This is a genomic window from Rhizobium sp. 05N430 (assembly GCF_056396985.1).
This window is the reverse complement of the sequence record NZ_JBFTMO010000006.1, coordinates 185,359-212,137: the sequence shown is the minus strand read 5'-3', so window position 1 is coordinate 212,137 and position 26,779 is coordinate 185,359. Positions and strand designations below refer to the sequence as shown.

The window sequence follows — 26,779 nt, the reverse complement described above, 5'->3', positions numbered from 1 at the left end:
GTTGTAAGGAACAGTTCACCTAGTAACTAGTTCGATAATACGGAGAAGCCTTCGTTAATCCGGCTTTGAGAAGGTGGTAATATCGGCAAAGGCCGCTGCTAGGTTGAGACTGCATTGCCCCATAACAAACCGACCCGGTCAGAACGTGAATTCCAGGATTTGCTGAGACGCCTCGAGCTTGCCCTTGATGCGTCGCAGATCGGTGTGTGGGAACATGATGTCCGCAAGAGCGGGATCGTCTGGGATGCGCAGATGCACCGCCTATACCAGACCGGCGAGACCAGCCGGCTGGTGCCGACAGCGATCTGGGAAAACGCCATCCATCCCGATGACCGGGACCGTGCCTTCGCAGAGTTCGACGATGCGATTGCGCGGCGCGGCGCCTATAATTCTGAATTTCGCATCATCTGGCCGAACGGCGAGATTCGTCATATGCGTTCGCGGGCGCATTTCTTCGTCAGCGAGGATGGCGCGCCGTCGTTCATCGGCGCCGAATGGGATGTGACCGCCGATGTCGAGCTTGCCGCCGAACTGCAGCGCCAGCGCCTCGTCGCCGAAGCGCGGGCGAAAGCGCTGGAGGAAAGCAATGCGCGGATCGAGCACGCCGCCGAGCACGATTATCTGACGGGTCTGCCGAACCGCAGGCTTCTCGACAAGCGGCTTGCCGAGCTGCATGGCAACAAGTCGGTATCGTCGCTCGCGGTTCTGCATCTCGATCTTGACCAGTTCAAGCAGATCAACGACAGCCATGGCCATTCGGCCGGCGATACCGTTCTGCGTGCTGCTGCCCTGCGGATCACCGCAGGCATTCCCGCTGACGGCATGGTGGCCCGTGTCGGCGGCGATGAGTTCGTCATCATTCTATGGAATTTCGCAGGCCGCGAGGAACTGGATCGCATTGCCAGCGACCTGCAGCGCCGGCTCGGCAAGAAGATCCGGTTCGGACAGGAACTCCTGCAATCAGGAACGTCGATTGGCGTTGCCTGGAACAACGGGCGCAACGCGCGCAATCTCCTGACCGAGTCCGATCTGGCGCTGTTCCAGGCCAAGAAGCTCGGCCGCAACCGCATCGAATTCTTCACCCGGCAGCTGCAGGACGACATTCAGAGCAAGCGGCGGCTGGCCGAGGAACTGAGGCTCGGATTGGAGCGCCGCGAGATCGTTCCCTATTACCAGATCCAGCTTGACGCGAAGACCCGTGAAATTGCCGGCCTGGAGGCGCTGGCCCGCTGGATCCATCCTGAAAAAGGCGTGTTGTCTCCAGCTGTTTTCCTCAAGGTGGCTGACGAGAACGGCCTTGCCGCAGAGATCGACGCGGCCATTCTCAGCAGGGTTCTGGAAGACCGGCTCGACTGGCAGGCGCAGGGTGCTGTAGTCCCCCGTGTCGCCGTCAATATATCCGGCCCGCGGCTCTTCGATCCCGGGCTGCTTGCAAATCTGGAAGCCCTGAAGATCCCGTCGGGCGCCTTGGCCTTCGAACTGGTCGAAACCATCTTCCTCGACGATTCCGACGACCGTCTGGTCGCCAGCATCGAGCGCATCAAGCAGATGGGCATCGATATCGAGATCGACGATTTCGGCTCCGGGCATGCCTCGCTGATCGGGCTTGCCCGCCTGCGACCGAAGCGGCTGAAGATCGACCGGCAGCTGGTGACCGATATCGTCGGCTCGAAAGAACAACACCGCGTCGTCGGCTCGATCGTCGAGATCGCCAAGGCATTGAATGTCGAAGTGATTGCCGAGGGCGTCGAGACTGAGGGCCATGCCGAGGTGCTGACGGCAATCGGCTGCGACACGCTGCAGGGCTATGCGCTCGGCTATCCGGCGCCCGCGGCCGATATCGCCAGACTGATCGCGCCGCGTGCCCTGAACCACGCGACGCCAGGCGTCGGCGGACGATAGCTAAGCAGGGATTTCCATGTCGGCTCGCGCTTCGAGATACCACTCGATAAATGCCTTCACGCCCTGATCCAGCGTTGTCTCCGGCTTGTAGCCTGTCAGCGCCAGAAGCAGGTCGGGGCTGGCGAAGGTGCGGGGCACATCACCCTTCTGCATCGGCAGCATGGTGCGCTTGGCGGACTGCCCGAGCGCGTGTTCGACGGTCTCGACGAAATCCATCAGGCTGACGGGTTGGCCGCCGCCGATATTGACGACGCGGAACGGCGCCTGGTGCGAGAGCGTCTCGACCTTGTCGCCGGCGACACGATTTTCCTCGGAGGGAATGACGGCGGAGAGGCGGACGATCGATTCCACCAAATCGTCGATATAGGTGAAATCGCGGCTCATCTTGCCTTCGCCATAGATCTCGATCGGCTGGTCTTCGAGCATGTTTTTGACGAACTTGAAGAGCGCCATATCCGGCCGGCCCCACGGGCCGTAGACGGTGAAGAAGCGGAAGGCGGTGACGGGCAGCTTGTAGAGATGCGAATAGCTGTGCGCCATCAGCTCCATCGACTTCTTGGTCGCGGCATAGATGGTCAGCGGCTCGTCGGCGCGATCGGTCTCGCGGAAGGGGACGTCTGGGTTGGAGCCGTAGATCGACGAGGTCGAGGCGAGCATCAAGTGCTTCACCTTGTAACGTTCGGCAAATTCCAGAATGTTCCAGGAGCCGTCGACGTTCGAACTGATGTAGGAACGCGGGTTCTCGATGCTGTATCGAACGCCCGCCTGCGCGGCGAGATGGATCAGCACGTCAGGCTGTGCCTCAGCGATGGCCGCCTCCAGCTTCTCGCGGTCTTCGAGCATGGCAATAGCAGGCGTGAAGGACGGAAACTGCGCCAGCGCTGCGTGGCGCATATGCTTGAGCTTGACGTTGTAATAGGGCGTCAGGCCGTCAAAGCCGGTCACCCGGTGACCATCCTGCAACAGGCGCCGCGCCAGGTGGAATCCGATGAAACCGGCCGTGCCTGTTATGAAATAATGCATCCTCTTACTGCTTCTCGCTTTTCTTGCCGACGGCGAAGTAGCTGAAACCATGTCTACTGACTTCGGCGGCGGGATAGATGTTGCGCAGGTCGACGATCGTCGGCGTCTTGACCGTGGTCTTCAGGCGCTTGAAATCGAGGGCGCGGAACTCATCCCATTCGGTGACGATGACGATCGCGTCGGCATCTTGGGCGATCTCGTAGGGATCCTTGCCGTAGGTGACAGGTCCGAGCATGCCCTTGGCGTCTTCCATACCTTCCGGGTCATAGGCATGGACTTCGGCGCCGCCATCGAGCAACGCCTGGATGATGGTGATCGACGGGGCGTCGCGCATGTCGTCGGTATTCGGCTTGAAGGTCAGGCCGAGGACGGCGATCTTCTTGCCGCGCACTGTGCCGTCACACGCGGCGATCACCTTGCGGCCCATGGCGCGCTTGCGGTTGTCGTTGATGGCGACCGTCGTCTCGATCAGCCGCATCGGGCTGTCATAGTCCTGCGCGGTCTTGACGAGAGCCAGCGTATCCTTCGGGAAGCACGAGCCACCATAGCCGGGGCCGGCATGCAGGAACTTGTCGCCGATGCGCTTGTCCATGCCGATGCCCTTGGCGACTTTCTGCACGTCGGCGCCGATCTGCTCGCAGAGGTCGGCGATCTCGTTTATGAAGGTGATCTTCATCGCCAGGAAGGCGTTGGCGGCGTATTTGATCAGCTCGGAGGTGCGGCGTTCGCAGAAATAGAGCGGTGCTTCGTTGAGATAGAGCGGGCGGTAGACCTCGCGCATGACTTCCACGGCGCGCGGCTCTTCGGTGCCGATGACGATGCGGTCAGGGCGCTTGAAGTCGGTGATCGCGGCACCTTCGCGCAGGAATTCCGGATTAGAGACGACGGCGATGTCCTTGCCGGGGAATTCTTCGCGGAAGATGCGCTCGATCTCATCGCCGGTGCCGACGGGCACGGTGGACTTGGTGACGATGACGGTGAAGCCAGTGACGGCAGCGGCGATCTCGCGGGCTGCGGCATAGACGTAGCTCAGGTCGGCATGACCGTCGCCACGGCGCGATGGGGTGCCGACAGCGATGAAGACGACGTCGGCAGCAGCGACGGGCGCCGCCAGATCTTTGGAAAAATCAAGGCGGCCGGCCGCCCGGTTATGCTCGATGATCGCGTCGAGGCCTGGCTCGAAGATCGGCACTTCGCCGCGCTCCAGGGCATCGATCTTGGCTTCGGACTTGTCCACGCAGGTGATGTGGTGGCCGAAATCCGCAAGGCAGGCGCCGGACACCAGGCCGACATAACCAGAACCGATCATAACAATACGCATGGGATGACTTCCATCATGAAAAACGATCGCGTCCGCCACTGGCAGAACGCGACCGTGTTACAGAGCGAAAGTCATAAGTTCAAGACAAGTGCTGTTGTCAGTTGCGGCCGAACTCGTCGACGAGGCGAATGATGTCGTCTTCGCCGAGATAGGAACCGGTCTGCACCTCGATGAGTTCCAGCATGATCTTGCCCGGATTGGCGAGGCGATGGACTTCGCCGAGCGGGATATASACCGAYTCGTTTTCRCGCAGCATCTGCACATTCTCGCCGATCGTCACTTCGGCAGTGCCCTTGACGACGATCCAGTGCTCGGAGCGGTGATGGTGCTTCTGCAGCGACAGCTTCTTGCCCGGGGTGACGAAGATGCGCTTCACCTGGAAGCGGTCGCCATTGAAGATCGAGGTGTAACCACCCCACGGACGGTAGGAAGTCGGGTGCGTTTCGGTGAGCTTCACGGTCTTCGGCCGTGCGGCCAGCGTCTTGACGATATCGCCGACGCTCTGGCTGTCCTGCAGGCGGCCGACATAGACGGCGTCTTCGCTGGCGATCACAGCGATGTCGTCCATGCCCTGGACCGCGAGGTGGACACCGTGGGTCATGACCAGTGAGTTCCGGCTGTTCATTAGCGTCGTGTTGGCGGTGGCGACATTGCCATGCTCGTCACGCTTGCCTGACTTCCACACGCTGTCCCAGCTGCCGAGATCCGACCACTTGAAGGGCGAGGGGACGACGGCGGCGTTGGCCGTTTTTTCCATGATCGCATAGTCGATGGAGATGTTCGGCGCCTTGGCGAAGGACGCAGCGTCGAGACGGATGAAGTCAAGATCACGGACGGAGTTCAGAACCGCTTCCTCTGTAGCCTGAGCCACTTCAGGGGCACGACTGCGCATTTCGGAGAGCAGAGCGGACACCTGAAACATGAACATGCCGGAGTTCCAGTAGAAGCCGCCCGCAGCCAGCATCTCCTCAGCCTTGGCCAGCGGCGGCTTTTCGATGAAGCGCTTGACGGTCAGTGCGCCGGTCGGGAGCGTCTCACCACCTTCGATATAGCCGTAGCCGGTCGCGGCCTCGGACGGTTCGATGCCGAAGGTGACGAGCTTGCCCTTAGCGGCGGTCGCTTCAGCGGCGCGGACGCTATCGAAATAGCTCTGGTCGGCGACGATCTCGTAGTCGGAGCCGAGGACATGCATCAGCGTGTCCTTGCCGAAGAGATCGGCGATCAGCACGGCGGCGGCGGCAACGGCGGGTGCGGTGTTGCGGGCCGACGGCTCGAGCAGGATCGCCTTTAGTTCGTGGCCGAGTTCGCGGGCCTGCTCAGCAACGAGGAAGCGGAACTCCTCGTTGGTAAGGACAACTGGCGCCTCATAGAGAGCGGGATCGGAGACGCGGGCAAGCGTCTCCTGGAACAGCGTCCGGTCGCCAATGAACTGGATAAATTGCTTTGGCGCCGATGCGCGCGACAGCGGCCAGAGGCGGGTGCCCTTGCCGCCGGCCATGATCACGGGAACGATCTTCTGCGTCATTTCTATATTTCCTCGCGGTCGTAAGTCTTGGTTCAGTTGGCGTTCGCCCATTGCCGGATCCGGTTCAGGCCGGCATCCAGCAGCGCAGCTGCCGCAGCTTCATCTTTCGCTTCTACATAACAGCGCATTTCCGGTGCGTTACCGGAAGGCCGAAAGTGGATGACGGCTTCATTCTTAAGCGTTACCCGCAGGCCATCGATATCGCTCACCTTCGCCGGTTCGCCGATCGGCGTCAGGAATTCGGCGAGCTTGTCAGGCGATTGGCGAAGATAAGCCATCAGCCTGGCGCTGGTCTCGACCGGAAAATTCTCCAGCCTGTCGGCAGCAGCGACGGGAAGGGCAAAGGACGAGGCAATCTTGGACAGCGGTTTGCCGTCCGTTGCAGAAAGCGAAAGCACGGCCAGCATCGGCAGGAAGCAATCGCGTGTCGGCAGCGGCGCCAGCACCGTCCCGTTGATCACAAATTCCGACGCCGTCAGCGTGCCGCCATTGGCTTCGAAGCCGATGACGCGCGCCTTGCCCGCCGAAACCGCCTCCTGCATGCCAGAGATGACGAAGGGCGAGCCGACCTTGGTGCGGGTGACGGCAAAATCGCCCGCCGTCTCGATGCCGGAATTCGAGGTCACCGGAGTGACGACCACGGCGGCTTTCAGGATCTTGGCGGCGATGAGGCCGAGGAGATCACCGCGCAGCGGCGTACCGGTTTCGTCGGTCACCAGCGGTCGGTCGCCATCGCCATCAGCGGAGACGATTGCGTCCAGCCGGTGCTCGGCAGCCCAACCCTTCAACAGCTCGATCGTCTCAGGCGAGACGGCTTCGGTATCTACCGGGATAAAGGTTTGCGAACGGCCGAGTGCTATCGTCTCGGCGCCATAGAGCGCCAGCAGATCGACCAGCATGTCGCGCGCGACGGTGCTGTGCTGGTAGACGCCGATGCGCAGGCCGGAGAGCGCTTTTGCCGGAAGGATGGCGGCGTTGCGCTTGAAGAAGCCTTCGGCGCAGACGGCGGCATGATCCGATGCCGTGCCTGTTTTCGCGGGCATCACAAACGTGGCGTCGAGCTTGGCTGCGGCAGCGGAGATTGCCGTCTCGTCGGCCTTGTCGATTTCGCCATCTGGCCTGTAGAACTTGATGCCGTTGCGATCGGCGGGGATATGCGAGCCCGTGATCATCAGGCTGGCGGCGCCAAGTTTGAGGCCGTAGAGCGCCAGCGCCGGGGTGGGCACGGTGCCGCAATCGGCGACCGCGAATCCGAGCGAGGCCAGCGCTGCGGTGCAGTTATCAGCAATTTCCGGGCTGGAATCGCGAAAGTCGCGGCCGAGCAGAATGAGGTCACCCCGCTTTGCCTGTCCACTTTCCAGGAGATGCTGGCCGAAGGCGGCCGCATAGAGCGCGGAAGCCCTGCCTTTTAGATCGGCGGAGAGCCCGCGCAGTCCACTAGTCCCAAATTTCATTCTGAATAAGCCCTGCCAGCGCTTGAATCCGTCGGCCATTATCAACACACTACTGTCACTTCGTAAATTTTGATCCGCAGCGATCACTAAATTACTTCGCAATTCCCTTTTCGAGCCACATCAGGTGCTCGTTCTCAGAGAACGGGAGCGCAAATGACCGAACAGACAATCGCCTTGGAAGACAGCTGGAAGGCCGCGCTTGCCCCGGAGTTTTCAAGCCCATACATGGCGCAGCTGAAGGCGTTTCTACAGGCGCAGAAGCAGGCGGGAAAGCATATTTTTCCCAAGGGATCGGAATATTTTCGCGCCCTCGATCTGACGCCGCTGTCCGATGTGAAGGTCGTCATCCTCGGCCAGGATCCGTATCACGGTCACGGTCAGGCGCACGGGCTGTGCTTCAGCGTGCGTCCCGGCGTGCGTATCCCGCCGTCGCTGGTCAATATCTACAAGGAGATGGAGACCGATCTCGGTATCGAGCGCGCCCGGCATGGCTTCCTGGAGCATTGGGCGAAGCAGGGCGTGCTGCTCCTAAACAGTGTCCTGACCGTCGAGGAGGCGCAGGCTGCCTCGCATCAGGGGCAGGGCTGGGAGAAATTCACCGATGCCGTGATCCGCAAGGTCAACGAGGAATGCGAGCATGTGGTCTTCATCCTCTGGGGATCCTATGCGCAGCGCAAGGCGGCGTTCGTCGATAGCGCGCGCCATCTGGTACTGAAGGCGCCGCATCCTTCGCCGCTCTCGGCGCACAATGGCTTCTTCGGCAGCAAGCCGTTTTCCAAGGCGAATGCCTATCTGCAGTCTCATGGCCGTGCGGCGATCGATTGGCAGCTGCCTGCGAACCCACAGGTTAACTAGCGCTTTCTGAACGACATTCTCTCATCGTTCAATAAAAAGAGACAATGCGTGTCAGCTTGCGGGGCTATTCCAAAAGCCGCCGAGGGATCATCTATCACCCATCGAAAGCCCGCCGATGCGGGCAAGAAAGGGGTTTTCCATGTTGAACCAGATCAAGGGGCTGCACCACGTCACATCGATGGCTGAGGATGCCCGGACCAACAATCAGTTCTTCACCCACGCGCTCGGCCTGCGCCGGGTCAAGAAGACCGTGAACTTCGACGCTCCCGACGTCTATCACCTCTATTATGGTGACGAGACCGGTGCGCCGGGCACGATCATGACCTACTTCCCGTTCCCGAAGATGGCGCAGGGCCGTCCGGGCACCGGCGAAGTCGGCACCACCGTCTACTCGGTTCCCGAAGGCTCGATCGGCTTCTGGAGCGACCGGTTGTCGAAGCTCGATGCCGGCGGCCTGAAGACCGAGGAAAGCTTCGGCGAGAAGCGTCTGAACTTTGCCGGTCCCGACGGTGACGGCTTCGCGCTCGTCGAGGTCAAGGACGATGCGCGCAAGCCGTGGACGAACGGCGGTATCTCCGAGGATCATGCGATCCGCGGTTTCCACTCGGTTGCCATGCGGCTGCGCGATGACGGCGCGACGTCCGAACTTCTGAAGTTCATGGGCTATCAGGTCCAGGACGAGAAGGACGGCGTCAAGCGTCTGATCCTGCCCGGCGGCAATGGCGCGCATCTGATCGATCTCGAAACGATGCCGAGCATCAACCGTGCGCTTCCGGGTGCCGGTTCCGTCCACCACGTCGCCTTCGCCGTCGAAAACCGCGAGACGCAGCTCGAAGTGCGCAAGGCGCTGATGGATACCGGTTACCAGGTGACGCCGGTCATCGACCGCGATTACTTCTGGGCAATCTATTTCCGCACGCCGGGTGGCGTGCTGTTCGAGATCGCCACCAACGAACCGGGCTTCGACCGTGACGAAGATACGGCTCATCTGGGCGAGGCGCTGAAGCTGCCGCAGCAGCATGCGCATATGCGCCAGTTGATCGAGCAGCATCTGCCGCCGCTCGAAGCCTAAGGAGAACAGCCATGGCTGATCATTCATATGTGCACCGGCTGCATGCCGGTGCACCCGGCAAGCCTATTCTCTTCGTGCTGCACGGCACGGGGGGCGACGAGACGCAGTTCTTCGAGTTCGGCCGCCGCCTGCTGCCGGAAGCGACGATCGTTTCGCCGCGGGGCGATGTTTCCGAACACGGTGCGGCGCGTTTCTTCAAGCGCACCGGCGAGGGCGTCTACGATATGGACGACCTCGCCCGGGCGACCGAAAAGATGGCCGCCTATGTCAGGGATCTCGCGGCCGGTCACGGCGCGTCACACATTCTCGGACTGGGCTTTTCAAATGGTGCGAACATTCTCGCCAATGTGCTGATCGAGAAAGGCATCTTCGATGCTGCCGCACTGCTGCATCCGCTCATCCCGTTTCAGCCGAAGTCCAATCCGGAACTTGCCGGGCGCAGGGTTCTGATCACCGCCGGCCAGCGCGATCCGATCTGCCCGGTGCCGCTGACCGAGGCGCTTGCTGCCTATTTCGAACAGGAAAAGGCAAAGGTCACGACCGAATGGCACACGGGCGGGCATGACATTCGTCCGAACGAGATCGATGCCATCAGGACGTTCTTCGAGCCTTACTTCTAAGGCTCTAACGAAAATAGGGCGGCCGCTTTTCCGAAGGCGGCTGCTCGGGCAACTCAAGCCAGCGTTCGCCGGAGAAATAGGCTCTGGTGCGGATCTGCGGTCCGGGCGTCGCCTTCATTGCGATGATGAAGTTGAAGCTATTGTCGCTGGTGGTCTCGCGGGTGAAGCTGACGCTGGTCCCGAAGCTTTCTTCCTTCACGTCTTTCAATTCGCGGATCGCTGCCAGCGTGGCGGAGAAGTCCTGCCAGTGCGGCTGGGCGAGCATGGTCTCGAAAATTCGCATCGCCGCCGGATCGAGCTTTCCGGCGCTGTCGGTTTCCGGACCGACGAGCTTGGCGCGCATGTTGAAGATCGCTCCATCGCGGTCGCCGCGGATAATCACGAAGACCGAGCTCAGCGGGCGTTCGGCATCCTGCTTGTAGACCTGCTGGAAGGTGCATTCGAATGTGGTGCTGCTCATGCCCGCAGCTCGCCACGGCGTCGTGCCGATGCCGGCCTTCCGCAGGGCGTCGCAGATCGCCGGGCCCGTCGTCCACCATGTCCTGAAGAAGGCGGCCGCGAGTTCGGCAAGCGGTGGATCCATCAACCGCGGATCACGCTCGATGCTGACGAGGACAGGATTGGGTGCCGGTCTTGGCCTGGGTGGCGGAGGCGAGCTTTTCGGGAGGACTGCCACGGTCTTTTGTGGCGTGAACGGGTAGCCCAGCCGCCCGGCAAGATCGCGCAGATGCCGCATGTCGTTCGACAGCAGAACGGTGCCGCCGATCAGCGACAGCGAAACGGCCAGCATAGACCATAGCACCAGGCCGCGCCTCCGGCGCAGCGGCGGGCTCTTCATGTCCTGATTTAAGGTCTCGGTTGCCAAATCGATCACTCTGGTGTGGCGTTTCCCCAGCGCTTCCCGCCCGCCACGTCTCAGTAAAGATAAAGCGGAATACTCAATAAAATACCGCAAATTCTGCCGATGTGCAGTAAATGCCCGCAGCACGGCATTCGGACCATTGCGGTTGGCCGATGGTGATCTACATCTGTCCCTCTCCGTACAAGCGGATATCATCCAGAAAAGGTTGCCGCCTTGAGTTCAGACGTAACATCGCTCTCCCGGGAGCAGCTCGAAGAAGAAGTACGACGTCTGAGATCGCAGCAGCCAGACAGACCCCTCGGAGCAGGCAATCACAGCGGCGTCGAGCCGGGACGCGGTGACGTGCCGCAATCGGCCGACGAGATGCAGATGCGCAGTGAGGCGCGCTACCGGGCGCTGTTCGAGGCGATCGACGACGGTTTCTGCATCATCGAATTCATCGACGGTCCGCATGGCCCCTTGAGCGACTATGTGCATATCGAGGCCAATTCCGGCTATGGGCGGCATACCGGGATCTCCGACATCATCGGCAAGAGGCTGCGCGAGATCGAACCGAATGCGCCGGACCAGTGGCTGACGCTCTATGGCGGCGTGCTGGAAAGTGGCCGGGCGATCCGCTTCGAGCAGCATTTCGTTGCCGTCGACCGCTATATCGAAGTCTCGGCCTCGCGCGTCGAGCCGGCAAGCCTGCGCCAGGTCTCGGTGCTGTTTCGCGATATCTCCGCGCGCAGGCAGGCGGAAAATGCATTGCGTGACAGCGAGGCGACCGCGCGTGAGAATGTGCAGCGCGTTCAGCTGGCGCTGGCGGCCGGCGCCATCATCGGCACGTGGTTCTGGGACGTGCCGTCAAACCGGTTCACGGTGGATGAGGCCTTTGCGCGGGCATTCGGTCTCGATCCGGCGCTCGGCCGGATCGGACTCAGCCTCGATCAGGTGATCGAAACCGTTCACCCCGACGACAAGGCCTCGCTTTCGCAGGCCATGGGCGAAGCCCTGAGACGCGGCGGTCCCTACGCGCATCAATACCGGACGCGCCGCGCCGACGGGCAATATTACTGGCTGGAAGCCAATGGACGGGTCGAGCTTGCTGCCGATGGCACGCCGCTCAGTTTTCCGGGCGTGCTTCTCGACATCGAAACGCGCCGTGCCGTCGAGGCTGAGCGCGACCGCGCCACGTCGGCACTTCGCTCGCTCAACGATACGCTGGAGCAGCGTGTCGCCGAGCGGACGGCGGAACTGATGCATGCCGAGGAGCAGCTGCGCCATTCGCAGAAGATGGAAGCGGTCGGCCAGCTGACCGGCGGCCTGGCACATGATTTCAATAACCTGCTGGCCGGTATCTCGGGTTCCATGGAGCTGATGCAGACGCGCCTGGCGCAGGGCCGCATCAGCGAACTCGACCGGTACGTCACCGGCGCACAGGGCGCGGTCAAGCGCGCGGCGGGATTGACTCAGCGGCTACTCGCCTTCTCGCGCCGGCAGACGCTCGATCCGAAACCGGCAACGCTCAATCGCCTGGTGTCTGGCATGCAGGATCTGGTGACCCGCAGCGTCGGGCCGACCATCGAGGTGGAGACGGCGCTGGCGGGCGGTCTGTGGACCACGTTCGTCGATATCGGGCAGCTCGAAAACGCCCTGCTGAACCTCTGCCTCAACGCCCGGGATGCGATGCCCGACGGCGGCAAGCTGACGATCGAGACCGGCAACCGCTGGTTCGACGAGCGGGCTTCGCGGCAGCGAGGGCTGTCGTCCGGGCAGTATGTGTCGCTCTGCGTCAGCGATACCGGCACCGGCATGACGCCGGATGTCGTGGAGCGGGCGTTCGATCCGTTCTTCACCACCAAGCCGACCGGACAGGGCACCGGTCTCGGCCTATCGATGGTGCATGGCTTTGCCGGCCAGTCCGGCGGGACGGCGCGCATCTATTCGGAGCTCGGCAAGGGCACGATGATCTGCATCTATCTGCCGCGCCATCTCGGCGACGCGGAAACGGCTGACGACATGTCGAGCCCGACGGTGACGCCGCGCGCTTCGGGCCACGAGACGATCCTCGTCGTCGATGACGAGCCACTGGTACGCATGGTCGCAGTCGAGATTCTCGAGGAGCTTGGCTATCACGTGCTGGAGGCCGATGACGGCATGAGCGCGATGCGGATCATGAATTCCGGCCAACCGATCGATCTCCTGGTGACCGATGTCGGACTGCCCGGCGGCATGAACGGGCGGCAACTGGCCGATGCGATCAGGGCGACACGGCCTGATCTCCGTGTCCTGTTCGTTACCGGCTATGCCGAGAATGCGGTTCTGAACCACGGCCATCTCGATCACGGCATGCATGTGATGACCAAGCCGTTTCTCGGCGATGCTTTCGCCCGCCGGGTGAAAGATCTGCTGATCAAGTAACGGACCGTCGAAGACTGCCGCCCGCATTCTTCCAGCACTGCCGCAACAGCGAGAATAGCACGCCTGGAGCCGCCGGAATCTTCTTTCACGGCTTCGCGATGCTGGCGATTTGTTAAGTAATTTTCTTGAGATTGTAGCTTTGTTGTTTCATGATCATTGCGGCACGAAGTTTCTCGCGCCGGGCCTTACGGCGATCGATGTTTGATCGTTTCAGTCATGAACATGTTTCTTCGTATGGGCGGGGATGCTTGGAAAGCTATTCTTTAGCTTTTCTTCATATGCGCTTTGCGGGCTTGCGGCAGAGTTGGTTAGGGAAGTTGCATGAATTCGGAGTTTACGGTTCGTCCCATGCGGCCGGGCGAGTTGGAGCTTGTACTCGAGTGGGCCCGGCAGGAAGGCTGGAATCCCGGCCTCGACGATTCCCTTGCATTTCATGACGCCGATCCGTCCGGCTTTTTCGTCGGCGCCATAGGCGAAGTGCCTGTCGGCTCGATCTCGGTCGTCAAATACGGCGACAGTTTCGCCTTTCTCGGCCTCTATATCGTTCACCCGGATTTCCGCGGCAAAGGCTATGGCAAGGCGATCTGGAATGCCGGCATGGCGTCTGCCGAAGGCCGTACCATCGGCCTCGATGGCGTCGAGGCGCAGCAGCCGAGCTACCGCAAGGCGGGTTTCGAGCCCGCCTACAAGACGATCCGCTTCGGCGGCATAGCCAAGCCTGCACCGCAATCGCCGCAGCTCGCACAAGCGGTCTCCGACAAGACAGATGGCATCGCCCGCTACGACTCCTCGATCTTCCCCGCATCGCGTCCCGAGTTCATCAGCGCCTGGTGCACCAGCCGCAAGGGCCGCAAGAGTGCCGTCGTGCGCAAGAGCGGCAAGATCCGTGGCTATGGCACGATCCGCCGCTGTTACGAAGGCTACAAGATCGGCCCGCTATTTGCCGCCGATGCCGATACGGCGGCGGCGCTCGTTGCGCAGCTCGTCACCGAGGCGAACGGCGCCCGGATCTTCATCGACGTGCCGGCCGATAACGTGGAAGCTATCGCGCTCGCCGAGGCGATCGGGCTTGAGCCGGTATTGGAGACGATGCGGATGTATCGCGGCCAGGCGCCGGTGATCCCGCTGAAGAACGTTTACGGCGTGACGACGCTCGAGCTCGGTTAATCGACCGGCGAGGCTGGCGTCGTGGGAGCGGATGCCTTTGGGCGTCCCTTCTCGGCGATGGCGATCCCGCCGAGCGTCAGCGCCAGCGCGATCATGTGGAAGACTTGCAGCTCCTCTCCGAGAAGCAGGACTGACAGCAGAGTGCCGAAGACCGGCACGAGGTTGATGAACAGCCCGGCGCGATTGGCGCCAATTGTCTCGACACCCTTGATGTAGAGAATCTGCGCCAGCAGCGAGGCGAAGATTGCCGTGTAGAAGGCGATGACCCAGCCATTGGCATCGGGCACCTGGATATTGCCTTTCGAGCCTTCCCAGATCAGCAACGGCACCGAGCTCAGTGCGGCAGCAAGTGCCGGGATCGCCATCAGCGTGCGCCAGTCGACGGGCGGTTTCCAGCGCAGAAAGATCGTATAGACGGAATAGGCGACGACGGCGATCAGCATCAGCGCGTCCCCGCGGTTGAGGCTGAGATGCAGCAGCGTGGCGAAATCGCCGTGGGCCGCCGTCAGGGCCACGCCCACCAGCGTCATGCCGAAGCCCGCGAATTGCGCCAGCGAGACGCTAGTACGGAAGAAGACGAAGTTCAGCATGAAGATCAGCATCGGGATGCCTGCCTGCTCGATCGCCACGTTGATCGCCGTCGTATACTGCACGGCCGAATAGAGCATGGCGTTGAAGGTCGTGTAGCCGATGATGCCGTAGAAGAAGAGCAGCGGCAGGTTCTTGCGCACCAGCGGCCAGTCGCGCTTGAGGTAGGGCAGGGAGATCGCGGCGATCAATGCCGTTGCCAGCGTCCAGCGCAGCAGGGTCAGCATCATCGGGCTGATATGGCCGAGTGCCAGCTTGCCGGCCACCGCATTGCCGCCCCAGCACAGCGTTGCGATGACGAGGCAAATATAGGCCGTGATCTGCACGATGATTCTTTCCGTATCGGTGACTGGCCGGACAGGAGGCGGGGCGTGGTTCCGGCAATAGCCCGCGGCGGGCTGTTTTGTCACGCAAAAAGCCCATTTCACCGCGATAACAGGGTCGCTTTCCAAAAAACAAACCTTTATAGATGCGCGGGTTTGAGCAGGGCGCGGATAATCCGCCGGTAACAGGAAGAGTTGGATGACGAACGTAGTCGTGGTCGGTTCCCAATGGGGTGACGAAGGCAAGGGCAAGATTGTCGATTGGCTTTCGGAACGTGCGGACGTCATCGTTCGCTATCAGGGCGGCCATAATGCAGGTCATACGCTGGTCATCGACGGTGTCAGCTACAAGCTGGCGCTGCTGCCGTCCGGCCTCGTTCGCGGCAAGCTCAGCGTCATCGGCAACGGTGTCGTCGTCGATCCGCATCACTTCGTTGCCGAAGTCGAGAAGCTGCGCGCCCAGGGCGTCAATGTCACCCCTGAAGTGCTGCGCATCGCCGACAACGCGCCGCTGATCCTGTCGCTGCACCGCGACCTCGATGGTTTCCGTGAAGACGCTGCTTCCAACAGCGGCACCAAGATCGGCACCACCCGCCGGGGCATCGGCCCGGCCTATGAAGACAAGGTCGGCCGCCGCGCCATCCGCGCCATCGATCTTGCAGATCCGGAAACGCTGCCGGCCAAGATCGACCGCCTGCTGACCCATCACAACGCCCTGCGCCGTGGCCTCGGCCTGCCGGAGATTTCGGTGGAATCGCTGGAGAAGGAACTGAACGACGTTGCCGCTCAGGTTCTGCCCTATGTCGATCAGGTCTGGCGCATTCTCGACGACCAGCGCAAGGCCGGTGCCCGCATCCTGTTCGAAGGCGCCCAGGGTGCGCTGCTCGACAACGACCACGGCACGTATCCGTTCGTGACCTCGTCGAACACCGTTGCCGGTCAGGCGGCTGCAGGCTCCGGCCTCGGCCCGACGGCGATCGGCTATGTCCTCGGCATCACCAAGGCCTATACGACCCGCGTCGGCGAAGGTCCGTTCCCGTGCGAGCTCAACGATGAGATCGGCAAGCACCTGTCGACCGTCGGCCGCGAAGTCGGCGTCAACACCGGCCGTCCGCGCCGCTGCGGCTGGTTCGATTCGGTTCTGGTCCGCCAGACGGTGAAGACCTCCGGCATCACCGGCATCGCGCTGACCAAGCTCGACGTCCTCGATGGCCTGGACGAGCTGAAGATCTGCGTCGCCTACAAGCTCGACGGTAAGGAGATCGATTACCTGCCGGCAAGCCAGGCCGCTCAGGCCCGTGTCGAGCCCGTCTACATCACGCTCGAGGGATGGAAGGAATCGACCGTCGGTGCCCGCAGCTGGGCCGATCTTCCGGCGCAGGCGATCAAGTATGTACGCCAGGTCGAGGAGCTGATCGGCGCACCGGTCGCCTTGTTGTCCACAAGCCCTGAGCGAGATGACACCATACTTGTGACCGATCCCTTTGAGGATTAATGTCGCGGGTCATTGCGATTTGGCCCGTGCGTTAAGCCGGGCCTTTTGAGAAAGTACGAATGGCGGATTTTATTGCAGTCATCCGGCGGGCCGTTGACGGTCTGACCGAAAATACGCCCGAGATGCGGGTGAAGGTTTACGAGCGGGCCCGCGGCGCAGTGCAGCGGCAGCTCGAAAACATGAAACCGCGTCCGCCGGAGGCGATGTTGCAACGGCAGCTTGAAAAGCTGGATGCCGCCATTCGTGAAGTCGAGGCCGAGCATGCCGAGGCGCTGCCGGACGACAACGCCGTAGCGCTTGAGCCTGTAGCCGCTGCCGAGGCCATATCCGAGCCCGTCTATGAAGAACCGGCAGCAGAAGCGCCGGTCGAAGAGCTAGTGCACGCTGCGGCCGAGCCGGTTGAAGAAGCCGCTCCGGAAGAGCATCCCGCCTACGAGGAGCCTGTCGCCGACCAAGAGCCTGCCGCCGCCGAGCCTGCCTACGAAGAGCCGCAGCCCGTCTATCATGAAGAAGCGGCACCGGCTGCCGAACCTGAAGTGCATGCCGAAGAGCCTGCGCCGTGGCAGCAGCCTGCCGAGGACGCGCCTGCTGAAACCTGGCACGCCCCGCAGCACGAAGAGCCGGTCGAGCAGGAACACCACGTTGCCGCCGAAACCGCAGTCTTCGAAGAACATCACGCCGAACCGGAACCGGTGGAAGCCGTCGAGCCGCTTCGCGCCAGCGAATATAATCCAGCCAACCGCCTGGTCGAGCCTTTCGCCTCGTTCGAAAAGCCGCAGGAATTTGTCGAGCAGACGCAGGACGAGCCGCTGCAGAGCGATGCCGCCGGGCGTTTCGAACCTGTGTGGAGCGAGCCTGTTGCCGAGGCGCCCGCCGAGCCGCCGAAGGATGCGGAAACGGTCTGGGCCGATCAGGAACTGCACAACTTCTCCAGCCTTGCGCCTGCCGCTAACGCCGATTCCGGCGCCCGCGCCTTCGAAGAGGCGCTGTCGGGTCTGAGCTCTGTGCCGGAACCCGCCAAGATGCCTCCGGCGCACGAAGGCTTCTCATGGGAAGCGGCAGCCTTCGACGACCTGCCGCCGATCGATGCGCCCAAGAAGGCCGCAGCAGCACCGCATGGCGACGATTCCGATCTGTTTTCCGAAGTGCATGGCAACAAGGCGGCGCCCGCGCAGCCGGCGCCGGATGTGCCTGGCAGCGAGTGGAAGGAAGCCGAATCGCTTCGCGGCTACGGCCGACGCGGCAGCGTTGCCAATGACGACGACGATACGGCGCCGGTTGCCGATATCGACCAGATCGTCGCTGCCAAGCTGCAGAACAAGAATTTCCGCATGGAGCCGAAGCGCCGCCGCTTCGGCCTCGGCAGGATCATCGGTACGCTCGTTGCTCTCGCCGTGCTTGGCGGTGGCGGTTACGCGGCGTGGATGAGGCGCGACGAGCTGAACGCCATGGTCAATGGCCTGATCAGCTCGGCGCCGAAGACCGCCGAAACGACGAAGCCCGCAGCGACAACGCCGCCGCCCGCCACCGCGCCGGCATCGGGCACCGCTCCTGCGGCAAACGACAGCTCCGCAGCCCCGGCTGAAAGCAACAAGCAGGTTGCCGCCGTGGATGACGGCGCGTCGGTCAGCAACAAGTTCAACCAGCGCCTGATGGCCGACGGCAGCGAGACGGATCCGGGTCCCGCCACGGTCGCCACGACACCGACAGCCGAAGGCAAGTCGGTTGCGCAGCAGAGCGTCGCTTCTGCCGCCCCGGCCGTACAGGCACAGGCCACGCCTGCGGCGCAGTCGGGCGCTGCCAATGCACAGCAGCCACCTGCAACGGATGCGCCGGCCCCGCCTGCCGCGCAGACGCAGACACCGGTCGGCGCGTCGGAAAAGATGTTCCTCTATGAGGAGCGTATTGGCCAGAGCTCGCCGACGGCGATCCAGGGTTCGGTCGTCTGGAGCGTCCAGCACGAGAAGGGCGCCAACGGCAAGGATGAGGCGACGGTGCAGGGCAACGTCACCGTTCCCGAGCGCAATCTCTCGGCTCTCGTGACCTTCAAGCGCAATTCCGACCCGTCGCTGCCGGCCAGCCATCTGGTCGAGATCGTCTTCTCGGTACCGCCGAATTTTGAAGGTGGTAAGATCGACAGCGTTCAGCGCATCTCGATGAAGCGGACCGAGCAGGACCGCGGCGACGCGCTGATCGCCGTTCCGGCCAAGATCACCGACGATTTCCACATGATCGCCCTGAACGACTATCCGGACGCCCGCAAGTCGAACCTCGACCTGCTCGCCACCCGCGACTGGATCGACATCCCGATCACCTACCGCAACGGCCGCCGTGCCCTGATCACCATGCAGAAGGGTTCGACCGGCGGCGCCGCGTTCAACACCGCGATCAGCAGCTGGACCGCCCTCGGCGACGTCAGCACCAGCCAGTAAAATCTGGCTGGTAGCCGCAAAACGAGGCGGTTCCTGCGGGGACCGCCTGCCCTTCACGCGCCGGAAACATCTCCAGTTCTATCCACGAACCGCGGTTGGCGGGACGATTACGAGTGTCGAATTTTCGAACTCGATCGAATCCGCGCGCTGGAAAGGGACATAGCGAATAGTCGGAATGGCAGGGAACGCTTGCGCTTCTCGTCTAAGCAGATTACAACACTGAACTATATGGTTCAGTATATAGCTCCTCCTCTTGATCTCTCGTTCGCGGCGCTTTCGGATGCGACACGCCGTGGGATCATCGATCTGCTCGGCCATGGGGACGCATCTATTACCAGTCTCGCTGATGCTTTTCAGATGACGCTGACCGGCATGAAGAAGCACGTCCAGGTTCTTGAGAGGGCCGGGCTTGTCGTCACGCAGAAGGTTGGAAGGGTGAGAACCTGCAGGCTTGGAAAACGCGGCCTCAAGGCGGAGGCGGAGTGGATAGAGGCGCACCGCAAGCTCTTCGAGGCCCGTTTCGACGCGTTGGATGAAATCATCAACAAAATACAACAGGGAGGAAGCGATGAAGGAGCAGTTTGAGAGTACAGGCGCGCAGAACCCTACGTCAGTCCAGCGCAAGGGGGATCGCGAGCTCGTCATTACGCGAACATTCAATGCGCCGCCGAGCACGGTCTACAGGGCGTGGAGCCAGCCGGAGCTGTTTCAGCGCTGGTGGGTGCCGGAATCGGCGCCGGGCGGCGTTTCGCTCGTATCGTGCGACATGGACGTTCGGACCGGCGGCAAATATCGGCTTGAATTCGGCACTGGCGGTTCGGATACCATGGCCTTCTACGGTAAGTATCTCGAGGTCGTGCCCAACGAGCGTATCGTCTGGACCAATGACGAGGGCGAAGAGGGCGCGATCACGACCGTGACCTTCGAGGATCAGGACGGGAAAACCCTGTTGACCTTCCACGAAGTCTATCCGTCCAGGGAGGCCCTTGAACAAGCACTTCAGGAAGGCGCGGCCGCATTGCCGGAACAACTGGAACAACTCCGCAAATTTCTTTCCAGCATCGGCGATCATTGCTGACATGGTATCGTGAAGCCCAACGCTTCCACATTGCAAAAAAGGCGGGCCATTGGCCCGCCTTTTTCAATTGTTGTTCTACCGCAGGCGCTTACGCGCTGGCTTCCACCACGCGGACGGCCTTGGCCATGTCGAGCGCTTCCTTGCGGACGGCGTCCTGGACCTTTTCGAAGGCGCGGACCTCGATCTGGCGGACGCGTTCGCGGCTGATGTCGAATTCCGACGACAGGTCTTCCAGCGTGACCGGATCTTCGGCGAGGCGGCGGGCCTCGAAGATGCGGCGTTCGCGTTCGTTGAGCACGGACATCGCCTTGGACAGCATCCGGCGGCGGGTGTCGAGCTCGTCCTGCTCGATCAGCACTTCTTCCTGGCTGTCGTGATCGTCGACCAGCCAATCCTGCCACTGGCCGCTATCGCCTTCGGACGCCTTGATCGAGGCGTTCAGCGATGCGTCGCCGGACAGGCGGCGGTTCATGGACACGACTTCCTCTTCCGAGACCTTCAGCTTGGTGGCGATTTCGGAGACGTGTTCCGGCTTCAGATCACCCTCGTCGATCGCCTGCAGGCGGCCCTTGAGGCGGCGCAGGTTGAAGAACAGGCGCTTCTGATTGGCGGTCGTGCCCATTTTCACGAGCGACCACGAACGCAGGATATATTCCTGGATCGAGGCCTTGATCCACCACATGGCATAGGTTGCCAGGCGGAAGCCGCGTTCCGGGTCGAATTTCTTCACGGCCTGCATGAGGCCGACGTTACCTTCGGACACGACTTCGCCGATCGGCAGTCCATAGCCGCGGTAGCCCATCGCGATCTTGGCGACGAGACGCAGGTGGCTGGTGACGAGCTTGTGTGCGGCATCGCGGTCGCCATGTTCGGCATAGCGCTTGGCGAGCATATATTCCTGCTGGGGTTCCAGCATCGGGAACTTGCGGATTTCGTCGAGGTAACGGTTAAGACCGGCTTCGCCGGCCGTAATGGATGGCAGGTTATTACGGGCCATGATTGCACCCTCCTATATAGATTCCGGTTCCCGATGGAACGCGTCCCCGCGTCGTTAAAGGCAAACCGGGACGTGCGGCCCAAAGCTGAGCCCGCACTAAGTCCATATACAGATAAGTATGGCCGAACAGGGGTTCAAGGCCACTGGGGCATTCACGAAGGCGTTATGGTGCTGCCGCCCGCAGCGCCTCGACGAGCTCGATCATATCATCCGGCAGCGGCACTTCGAAGCGCATGACTTCGCCGGTGCGCGGGTGCTCGAACTGCAGCATGTAAGCGTGAAGCGCCTGCCGCGTGAAGCCGTTCACCACCTTGCGGACGGCATCGGGAAGCTTGTTTGCCTTGGTCTTGAAGCCAGCGCCATAGACCGTGTCGCCGAGCAGCGGATGGCCGATATGGGCCATGTGAACGCGGATCTGGTGGGTGCGGCCGGTTTCCAGGTGGCACTCGACCAGCGAAGCCAGCGACAAGGCGTCCGGCGTCTCCTGGAAGCGTTCGAGCACTTCGTAATGGGTGATCGCCTCGTCGGCTTCCTGATTGCCGGGGCGCTTCACTTCGCGGCGGGTGCGGTCGTTGGTGCCACGGCCGAGCGGCGCGTCGATGGTGCCTGCCAGCGAGCGTGGACGGCCCCAGACGATCGCCTGATAGGCGCGTTCCAGCGGCATGGTGCGGCCGTGGTCGGCAAACTGCGCTGACAGATGGCGGTGGGCGATATCGTTCTTGGCAACGATCATCACGCCGGTCGTATCCTTGTCGAGCCGGTGGACGATGCCCGGGCGCTTGACGCCGCCGATACCGGAAAGGCTGTCACCGCAATGATAGATCAGTGCGTTGACCAGCGTGCCGGTCCAGTTGCCGGCGGCCGGATGAACGACGAGGCCCGATGGCTTGGAGATGACGATGACGTCATCGTCCTCGTAAAGAATATCGAGCGGGATGTTCTCGCCCTTGGGTTCCGGATCCTCCGGCTCGGGCAGCAGCATCTCGTAGGTATCGCCGGGGCGGACCTTCTTTTGCGGATCGGTCGCCAGCGCGCCGTTGACGAGAAGCTGGCCTTCCTTGATCAGCACCTTCACCCGGCTGCGCGAAAACTCAGGCCCAAGCTGGGCTGTCAGCCATGCGTCGAGGCGGCCCGTTGCGCTCTCATCTGCCGTCAGGACTTTCCTAATGCCGGATGCTTGTTTAAAGGGGTCGCTCAAGTCGCTTCTTCTCCGAAGTTTTCATAGGACACCGTAATGACGCAAATCGAACCAGACGATCAGGAAGACAAGCCCCTTGACCCGGCAATGGAAAGCGTCCGGCGCAAGATGGTTCGCCTGCAGATCGTTTCCGGCGCCATCATGTTCGTGAGCCTTATGGCGGTCTTCGGCGCGGTTGTCTACAAGGTGACGCGGCCTGCACCGGCAGGCGCGCCTGCTGTTGCTTCGAACGGCGTTCCGACGGATTCGCCGGTCAGCGGCACGGTTTCGCTGCCGGCTGGCTTCGCGGTTCAGTCGACCTCGCTTTCGGGCAGCCAGATCCTGTTCTACGGTCAGGGTAGCGATGGCAAGCACCACGCGATCGTCGTCGATACCAGGACGGGCCATACCGTCGCCGATATCGCCATCGCCGGCAATTGAGCCATGGCGGCTGCTCCGGTCACGATCGATGATCCCGCCGATCTGAGGATCGCGGAGTTTCGCGAGATCCGCGAGCGTGACCTGACGGGGCGCCAGGGCCGTTTCATCGCCGAGGGAACAGTGGTGCTGCGCATGCTGGCGCAGGCCCACCGGCGCGGCACGTTCGCGGCCGAGAAGATCCTGTTGCTCGCAAACCGGGCGGCGGGCGTGGACGATATCCTGGCCGAGTTTCCCAGCGACGTGCCCGTCTACATCGCCGATGCCGCCACGCTTGATGGCATCGTCGGCTTTCATCTGCATCGCGGCGTGCTGGCGCTCGGCAGGAAGCTCGCGCCGGCGACAAGTCTGATCGACCGGCTACCGGAACAGGCGCTGGTTATTGCCGGATGCGGCATCTCCAATCACGACAATGCCGGCTCGATGTTCCGCAATGCGGCAGCGTTCAAGGCGGACGCGATCTTCCTCGACGAAATCTCTTGTGATCCGCTCTATCGCAAGGCGTTGCGCGTCTCGGTCGGCTCTGTGCTCAGCGTTCCCTATGAACGCAGCGGGTCCGCACTCGATCTGCTTGGCGGCCTTGCTGGGCGCGGCTTCGATATCTGGACGCTGTCGCCGCGTGGCGACGTCGATATCCGCGATATCCCGGCTTCGCCGCGCATGGCGCTGGTGGCGGGAACCGAGGGGGAGGGGTTGCCGGCGGCGATCCTTTCGCGGTTCCGCAGCGCCCGAATCCCGCAATCCGAAGGGTTGGACAGCCTGAACGTCGCGACGGCAACGGGCATCGCCCTGTTTTCCATGGCGTCGGCCGCCCGCAGGCTCTGAGCCTATTTTTGTTCGGACAGAATGGTTGCCGTGCGGGCCGCGAGGTTCAACCGCTCGGCCTGTAGGCTGCCGCCATTTTCGGGTAAGAGCTTGCGAACCGGCGATGTCTCGCCCTCGTTGAGCGCTGTCAGCGCCACGACCTTGGCAGCGATCGAGGCGATTTCCTCACGCAGCGCACTGTCCTTGCCGGTGGCGGTCCTGGCTTTCAGGACGCGATCCGAGAGATCGCTGCTGCGGGCGCGCGCATCCTCGGCGAGCTGCGCTGCGGCGACTGCCGGATCCATGCCTTCGTCTTCCTCCGTTGCCGGTGCGGTGTCGGGAAGCGCGTTCAGCAGCGAACCCGATATGCCGGCCTCGCGGATGACGCGGCCTGCCTTACGCAGCTCGGAATTGGTGCCTTTCAGCTGCTCCTTGAGCTTGGCGAGCTCCTGCTGGCGGCGGGTAAGCAGCGTGTCCTTGTCGGCCGCAGCAGCAGTTTCGCGCGCCACCTTGTCTTCCAGGCGGATCACCATGTGTTCCTGCTGGGTCAGCTTCTGCTCGGCATCCTTGGCGCGCTTCTGCAGGAGGTTGACGTCCTGGCGCAGCGTGTCGCGCTCGTCGCGCAGTGCATTGGCGCGGAATTTGACGCTTTCGATCTCGGTTTCGCGTGCCGCCATGTCGATCTTCAGGTTGTCTGTCTGTTCAGCAAGCTTGTTCAGCCGGATGCGCAGCGCATCCAGCTCGCCTTCCTTCTGGGCGCTCGATTGCTCGGCGATATGCAGGCTGGTCTTCAGCTGGCTGATATAGTTCTCGTCCTTGCGCAGATGCGAGCGCAGCTCGGCGGCTTCGACGTTGAGATCGCTGATCTGGCCCTGGAGGGTGCTGATCTCGGCGGCCAACCGGCCGCCGTCGAGCGCCAAAGAGTCATGCCGCAATTGCAGGGAGAGGGATTTTTCACGCTCGCGGGTAAGATCCTGCGTCGTGCGCGCATTATCGGCAGCGTAGAGGGCGCGGACCATATCCTTCTGCGCCCGCACTTCCTGGGGGCTGAGCGGCATCGTCGCCCGCATCCGGTTTTCCGTGTACCAGACGACGCGCCGGTGGATGGCAGGGGACACCAGGAAAACCAGGAAGGCCGCAGTCAGGAAACCCAGCCCGAACAGAAGAGCATATTCGATCACGGCGCTGTCAATGCTTCCAGAAAGTGATTTGCGTCGCAGCAATGATTACGCACGCAATGCGCGCGGGGCAAGTGGCGGATGGGTGACGGCGGGGAAGAATCCCGCCGTCCATTCCATATCAGAAGGGGTTCCAAGTCGGGCCGGGGGTAATCTTGAGGTAGCCGACATTGACGCCGAGACGGGCGCCGACGCCGGTGCGGATCGGCACGACGAGAACGTTGTTGTTCTTCAGAAGCGTCATGCCGAACCCGGCGATGACGTAGGCCTGGCCGCTGACGCCGCCGAAGCGGGCATAGATGCTGTCGATAGACGGCAGGTCGTACACCAGCATCATGACGCGCGAGCCCTGGCCGCCGTAGTCGATGCCGAGCGACGGACCCTGCCAGTAGAGCGGATGCTCGCCTGCGTTCTTGGTGTTCAGCTGTCCTTCGCCATAGGTGAGGCCGGCGATGAAGGCGCCGGAGCCTTCCTGTCCGAGAATGTAGCCGTTCGGCAGGCCGTATTTCTGGAAGGCCGCTTCGATCACCTTGGCAAGGCCGCCGCTGGTGGAGCCGAAGAAGGAGTGTCCGGCGTCGACGATTTCCTGGACCGTGTACTGGCTGCTATTGGCCTGCTGGGCCGCAGCCTGTTGCGAAGAGAGCATAAATGCAGAGATGGTCAACGCGACAAGCAGCCGGCAGAAGCCCATAAATCTTCCTGGGGATTGAAGGTGCATGGTGTCATCCGTTCATCATGGTCGGTTCAATGAGCCGTTTCCGGCAATTGATACATTTTGCTCCGATCGCCTTAACAATCGGTTTACCAAATATGGTGTCATTATGGCGCCGAGTACGGGCGCAAACTTCGTGCAATTTTGATCAGGCAAGATATGGCGGAATGAATTGACCGCCATTAGGAGACGATGATGTCCAAGAACCCCAATCTGACTTTGACCGGCCCGGATCTTGCCGCGCTGCTCTGCAGCCGCGTCTGCCATGACGTCATCTCGCCTGTCGGCGCAATCAATAACGGTCTGGAGCTGCTCGACGAGGGCGGTGCCGATGCCGACGCCATGGATCTGATCCGCACCAGTGCGCTGAATGCCTCTGTTCGTCTCAAGTTCGCTCGTCTTGCCTTTGGTGCTTCGGGCTCCGTCGGCGCCTCGATCGACACCGGTGAGGCAGAACGCGCCGCCAAGGATTTCGCGGCGGCTGAAAAGAAAACCGAGATCACCTGGATCGGTCCGCGCGCCATCGTCGCCAAGAACCGCGTCAAGCTGCTGCTCAATCTGCTTTTGGTCGCCTATTCCTCGATCCCGCGCGGCGGCTCGCTGGAAGTGACGCTCGAAAATCCGGAATTCGATGCGAAATTCAAGATCGTCGCCAAGGGCAAGCTGATGCGCCTGCCGCCGAAATTCGTCGAGATTGCCTCGGGCAATATCGAGGAAGCGGTCGATGCCCATTCGATCCAGCCTTATTACACCGTTCTGCTGGCCGACGAATGCGGCATGGAGCTGGGCCACAGCGCAACCGGCGAAGAGATTATTTTTACAGCCGAAACCGTTGCGGCCTAAGCTTATGGTTGCATGACTGCGCATTGTCTCTTGCCGGGTAACACTTCCTTAGCCTAATCGACCTATCCTTTCGGGCTGAGGAAGCGCCACCGGGACAGAAGTGGGGCGAAGGAGCAGTGATGCAGCGTTTCATGATCACCGACAGTTCGGACGTCGTTCGCAAGGTCGGCAAGCGTATCCTTTCCGAGCTCGATTTCCTGGTGGGCGAGGCGGCAAATGCCGCCGAAGCCCTGTCTGCCTGCCAGACCGAACTTCCCGATTACCTGATCGTCGATTCCGGGATGGAAGGCGCGCTTGAGCTGATCACCACCATCCGCGCCATGGATGGTGGCAAAGAGGTCAAGATCTATTACTGCGTCATCGAAGCCGACCTGAAGAAGCTGATGGCCGGCAAGCGGGCAGGGGCGACCGACTTCCTGCTGAAGCCGTTCGACCGCAAGATCCTGACCGCCGTTTTCGGCAACCGCGCGATCGCCGCGTAAAGATCCCATCCATTTGAAGTTCCAGATG

At 62.0% G+C, this 26,779-nt stretch carries 24 protein-coding genes; 14 read left to right on the top strand and 10 right to left on the bottom strand.

Translation table 11 applies throughout. The features are described from left to right. Positions 1 to 114 precede the first annotated feature (114 nt). Positions 115 to 1,902 carry a putative bifunctional diguanylate cyclase/phosphodiesterase gene (locus tag AC1DJO_RS15435; RefSeq protein WP_477971514.1) on the top strand — a complete coding sequence of 596 codons (1,788 nt, stop codon included), beginning with the start codon at positions 115 to 117 and terminating at the stop codon, positions 1,900 to 1,902. Here AC1DJO_RS15435 and AC1DJO_RS15430 read toward each other — a convergent pair whose 3' ends face one another. The 4 genes from AC1DJO_RS15430 to AC1DJO_RS15415 all read right to left on the bottom strand — a co-directional run bounded on the left by AC1DJO_RS15430 (position 1,903) and on the right by AC1DJO_RS15415 (position 7,225). Next, on the bottom strand, positions 1,903 to 2,925 hold the full coding sequence (locus tag AC1DJO_RS15430) for an NAD-dependent epimerase (protein ID WP_477971512.1): 1,023 nt from the start codon (positions 2,923 to 2,925) through the stop codon (positions 1,903 to 1,905). A gap of 4 nt (positions 2,926 to 2,929) precedes the next feature. After that, a complete protein-coding gene (locus tag AC1DJO_RS15425) occupies positions 2,930 to 4,246 on the bottom strand; it encodes a UDP-glucose dehydrogenase family protein (protein ID WP_477971510.1) in 1,317 nt (438 codons plus the stop codon). A gap of 97 nt (positions 4,247 to 4,343) precedes the next feature. Continuing rightward, positions 4,344 to 5,771, bottom strand: a complete 1,428-nt coding sequence (locus AC1DJO_RS15420) for a mannose-1-phosphate guanylyltransferase/mannose-6-phosphate isomerase (protein WP_477971508.1) — start codon at positions 5,769 to 5,771, stop codon at positions 4,344 to 4,346. A gap of 32 nt (positions 5,772 to 5,803) precedes the next feature. Continuing rightward, complete coding sequence (locus AC1DJO_RS15415) at positions 5,804 to 7,225, bottom strand: phosphomannomutase (RefSeq protein WP_477971506.1); 1,422 nt, start codon at positions 7,223 to 7,225, stop codon at positions 5,804 to 5,806. A gap of 153 nt (positions 7,226 to 7,378) precedes the next feature. Between AC1DJO_RS15415 and ung the strand changes: the two genes are divergently transcribed. The 3 genes from ung to AC1DJO_RS15400 all read left to right on the top strand — a co-directional run bounded on the left by ung (position 7,379) and on the right by AC1DJO_RS15400 (position 9,772). Then, positions 7,379 to 8,080, top strand: coding sequence for a uracil-DNA glycosylase (gene ung, locus AC1DJO_RS15410; protein ID WP_477971504.1), 702 nt, complete (start codon positions 7,379 to 7,381; stop codon positions 8,078 to 8,080). 139 nt (positions 8,081 to 8,219) lie between these two features. Beyond that, complete coding sequence (locus tag AC1DJO_RS15405) at positions 8,220 to 9,152, top strand: VOC family protein (protein ID WP_477950086.1); 933 nt, start codon at positions 8,220 to 8,222, stop codon at positions 9,150 to 9,152. An 11-nt stretch (positions 9,153 to 9,163) separates the two neighbouring features. Next, entirely contained in the window at positions 9,164 to 9,772 is a 609-nt protein-coding gene (locus AC1DJO_RS15400) for an alpha/beta hydrolase (RefSeq protein WP_477971502.1), read from the top strand. Between the two features lie 4 nt (positions 9,773 to 9,776). Here AC1DJO_RS15400 and AC1DJO_RS15395 read toward each other — a convergent pair whose 3' ends face one another. Continuing rightward, a complete protein-coding gene (locus AC1DJO_RS15395; RefSeq protein WP_477971500.1) occupies positions 9,777 to 10,646 on the bottom strand; it encodes a DUF6030 family protein in 870 nt (289 codons plus the stop codon). Between the two features lie 351 nt (positions 10,647 to 10,997). On the opposite strand from AC1DJO_RS15395, the gene AC1DJO_RS15390 reads away from it, so the two are divergent. Together AC1DJO_RS15390 and AC1DJO_RS15385 are read left to right on the top strand one after the other, a co-directional pair. Beyond that, positions 10,998 to 13,037, top strand: coding sequence for a response regulator (locus AC1DJO_RS15390; protein ID WP_477971632.1), 2,040 nt, complete (start codon positions 10,998 to 11,000; stop codon positions 13,035 to 13,037). 321 nt (positions 13,038 to 13,358) lie between these two features. Continuing rightward, positions 13,359 to 14,204: a GNAT family N-acetyltransferase gene (locus tag AC1DJO_RS15385; protein WP_310293938.1), complete on the top strand. Its 846-nt coding sequence runs from the start codon at positions 13,359 to 13,361 to the stop codon at positions 14,202 to 14,204. Here the strand turns inward: AC1DJO_RS15385 and AC1DJO_RS15380 are convergent. Further along, complete coding sequence (locus AC1DJO_RS15380; protein WP_477971497.1) at positions 14,201 to 15,118, bottom strand: DMT family transporter; 918 nt, start codon at positions 15,116 to 15,118, stop codon at positions 14,201 to 14,203. The genes AC1DJO_RS15385 and AC1DJO_RS15380 overlap by 4 nt on opposite strands. A gap of 196 nt (positions 15,119 to 15,314) precedes the next feature. On the opposite strand from AC1DJO_RS15380, the gene AC1DJO_RS15375 reads away from it, so the two are divergent. From AC1DJO_RS15375 to AC1DJO_RS15360, 4 genes are all read left to right on the top strand, one after another. Further along, positions 15,315 to 16,610: an adenylosuccinate synthase gene (locus AC1DJO_RS15375; protein ID WP_112390388.1), complete on the top strand. Its 1,296-nt coding sequence runs from the start codon at positions 15,315 to 15,317 to the stop codon at positions 16,608 to 16,610. 59 nt (positions 16,611 to 16,669) lie between these two features. After that, a complete protein-coding gene (locus AC1DJO_RS15370; RefSeq protein ID WP_477971495.1) occupies positions 16,670 to 19,042 on the top strand; it encodes a hypothetical protein in 2,373 nt (790 codons plus the stop codon). Positions 19,043 to 19,270: 228 nt separating this feature from the next. Further along, positions 19,271 to 19,627 (top strand): ArsR/SmtB family transcription factor, encoded by a 357-nt coding sequence (locus tag AC1DJO_RS15365; protein WP_477971630.1) that lies wholly within the window; start codon positions 19,271 to 19,273, stop codon positions 19,625 to 19,627. Further along, positions 19,611 to 20,120: an SRPBCC family protein gene (locus AC1DJO_RS15360; protein ID WP_477971493.1), complete on the top strand. Its 510-nt coding sequence runs from the start codon at positions 19,611 to 19,613 to the stop codon at positions 20,118 to 20,120. Before AC1DJO_RS15365 ends, AC1DJO_RS15360 begins: the two co-directional genes overlap by 17 nt. Positions 20,121 to 20,208: 88 nt before the next feature. Here AC1DJO_RS15360 and rpoH read toward each other — a convergent pair whose 3' ends face one another. Together rpoH and AC1DJO_RS15350 are read right to left on the bottom strand one after the other, a co-directional pair. Further along, positions 20,209 to 21,117: an RNA polymerase sigma factor RpoH gene (gene rpoH, locus AC1DJO_RS15355; RefSeq protein WP_112390391.1), complete on the bottom strand. Its 909-nt coding sequence runs from the start codon at positions 21,115 to 21,117 to the stop codon at positions 20,209 to 20,211. Positions 21,118 to 21,280: 163 nt separating this feature from the next. Then, the gene (locus AC1DJO_RS15350; RefSeq protein ID WP_112516323.1) at positions 21,281 to 22,315 is read right to left on the bottom strand and encodes an RluA family pseudouridine synthase; all 1,035 of its coding nucleotides are present in this window, start codon (positions 22,313 to 22,315) and stop codon (positions 21,281 to 21,283) included. Between the two features lie 36 nt (positions 22,316 to 22,351). On the opposite strand from AC1DJO_RS15350, the gene AC1DJO_RS15345 reads away from it, so the two are divergent. Together AC1DJO_RS15345 and AC1DJO_RS15340 are read left to right on the top strand one after the other, a co-directional pair. Continuing rightward, positions 22,352 to 22,735 (top strand): hypothetical protein, encoded by a 384-nt coding sequence (locus AC1DJO_RS15345; protein ID WP_477971491.1) that lies wholly within the window; start codon positions 22,352 to 22,354, stop codon positions 22,733 to 22,735. Between the two features lie 3 nt (positions 22,736 to 22,738). After that, positions 22,739 to 23,557 (top strand): TrmH family RNA methyltransferase, encoded by an 819-nt coding sequence (locus AC1DJO_RS15340; RefSeq protein ID WP_477971489.1) that lies wholly within the window; start codon positions 22,739 to 22,741, stop codon positions 23,555 to 23,557. Between the two features lie 2 nt (positions 23,558 to 23,559). On the opposite strand, the gene AC1DJO_RS15335 is transcribed toward AC1DJO_RS15340, so the two are convergent. Next, positions 23,560 to 24,717: a hypothetical protein gene (locus tag AC1DJO_RS15335; RefSeq protein ID WP_477944281.1), complete on the bottom strand. Its 1,158-nt coding sequence runs from the start codon at positions 24,715 to 24,717 to the stop codon at positions 23,560 to 23,562. A gap of 118 nt (positions 24,718 to 24,835) precedes the next feature. Beyond that, positions 24,836 to 25,432, bottom strand: coding sequence for a DUF1134 domain-containing protein (locus AC1DJO_RS15330; protein WP_112516328.1), 597 nt, complete (start codon positions 25,430 to 25,432; stop codon positions 24,836 to 24,838). 189 nt (positions 25,433 to 25,621) lie between these two features. Between AC1DJO_RS15330 and chpT the strand changes: the two genes are divergently transcribed. Both chpT and AC1DJO_RS15320 read left to right on the top strand, forming a co-directional pair. Next, entirely contained in the window at positions 25,622 to 26,269 is a 648-nt protein-coding gene (gene chpT, locus AC1DJO_RS15325; protein WP_112445871.1) for a histidine phosphotransferase ChpT, read from the top strand. A gap of 119 nt (positions 26,270 to 26,388) precedes the next feature. Beyond that, positions 26,389 to 26,751, top strand: a complete 363-nt coding sequence (locus tag AC1DJO_RS15320) for a response regulator (protein ID WP_112538909.1) — start codon at positions 26,389 to 26,391, stop codon at positions 26,749 to 26,751. Positions 26,752 to 26,779 lie beyond the last annotated feature (28 nt).

Bases quoted from the DNA above. Each gene is read 5' to 3' on its own strand.
- AC1DJO_RS15430 (WP_477971512.1), bottom strand. From the start codon at position 2,925: ATGCATTATTTCATAACAGGCACGGCCGGTTTCATCGGATTCCACCTG.
- AC1DJO_RS15425 (WP_477971510.1), bottom strand. From the start codon at position 4,246: ATGCGTATTGTTATGATCGGTTCTGGTTATGTCGGCCTGGTGTCCGGC.
- AC1DJO_RS15415 (WP_477971506.1), bottom strand. From the start codon at position 7,225: ATGAAATTTGGGACTAGTGGACTGCGCGGGCTCTCCGCCGATCTAAAA.
- ung (WP_477971504.1), top strand. From the start codon at position 7,379: ATGACCGAACAGACAATCGCCTTGGAAGACAGCTGGAAGGCCGCGCTT.
- AC1DJO_RS15405 (WP_477950086.1), top strand. From the start codon at position 8,220: ATGTTGAACCAGATCAAGGGGCTGCACCACGTCACATCGATGGCTGAG.
- AC1DJO_RS15400 (WP_477971502.1), top strand. From the start codon at position 9,164: ATGGCTGATCATTCATATGTGCACCGGCTGCATGCCGGTGCACCCGGC.
- AC1DJO_RS15390 (WP_477971632.1), top strand. From the start codon at position 10,998: ATGCAGATGCGCAGTGAGGCGCGCTACCGGGCGCTGTTCGAGGCGATC.
- AC1DJO_RS15385 (WP_310293938.1), top strand. From the start codon at position 13,359: ATGAATTCGGAGTTTACGGTTCGTCCCATGCGGCCGGGCGAGTTGGAG.
- AC1DJO_RS15375 (WP_112390388.1), top strand. From the start codon at position 15,315: ATGACGAACGTAGTCGTGGTCGGTTCCCAATGGGGTGACGAAGGCAAG.
- AC1DJO_RS15370 (WP_477971495.1), top strand. From the start codon at position 16,670: ATGGCGGATTTTATTGCAGTCATCCGGCGGGCCGTTGACGGTCTGACC.
- AC1DJO_RS15365 (WP_477971630.1), top strand. From the start codon at position 19,271: ATGGTTCAGTATATAGCTCCTCCTCTTGATCTCTCGTTCGCGGCGCTT.
- AC1DJO_RS15360 (WP_477971493.1), top strand. From the start codon at position 19,611: ATGAAGGAGCAGTTTGAGAGTACAGGCGCGCAGAACCCTACGTCAGTC.
- rpoH (WP_112390391.1), bottom strand. From the start codon at position 21,117: ATGGCCCGTAATAACCTGCCATCCATTACGGCCGGCGAAGCCGGTCTT.
- AC1DJO_RS15345 (WP_477971491.1), top strand. From the start codon at position 22,352: ATGACGCAAATCGAACCAGACGATCAGGAAGACAAGCCCCTTGACCCG.
- AC1DJO_RS15340 (WP_477971489.1), top strand. From the start codon at position 22,739: ATGGCGGCTGCTCCGGTCACGATCGATGATCCCGCCGATCTGAGGATC.
- AC1DJO_RS15330 (WP_112516328.1), bottom strand. From the start codon at position 25,432: ATGCACCTTCAATCCCCAGGAAGATTTATGGGCTTCTGCCGGCTGCTT.
- chpT (WP_112445871.1), top strand. From the start codon at position 25,622: ATGTCCAAGAACCCCAATCTGACTTTGACCGGCCCGGATCTTGCCGCG.
- AC1DJO_RS15320 (WP_112538909.1), top strand. From the start codon at position 26,389: ATGCAGCGTTTCATGATCACCGACAGTTCGGACGTCGTTCGCAAGGTC.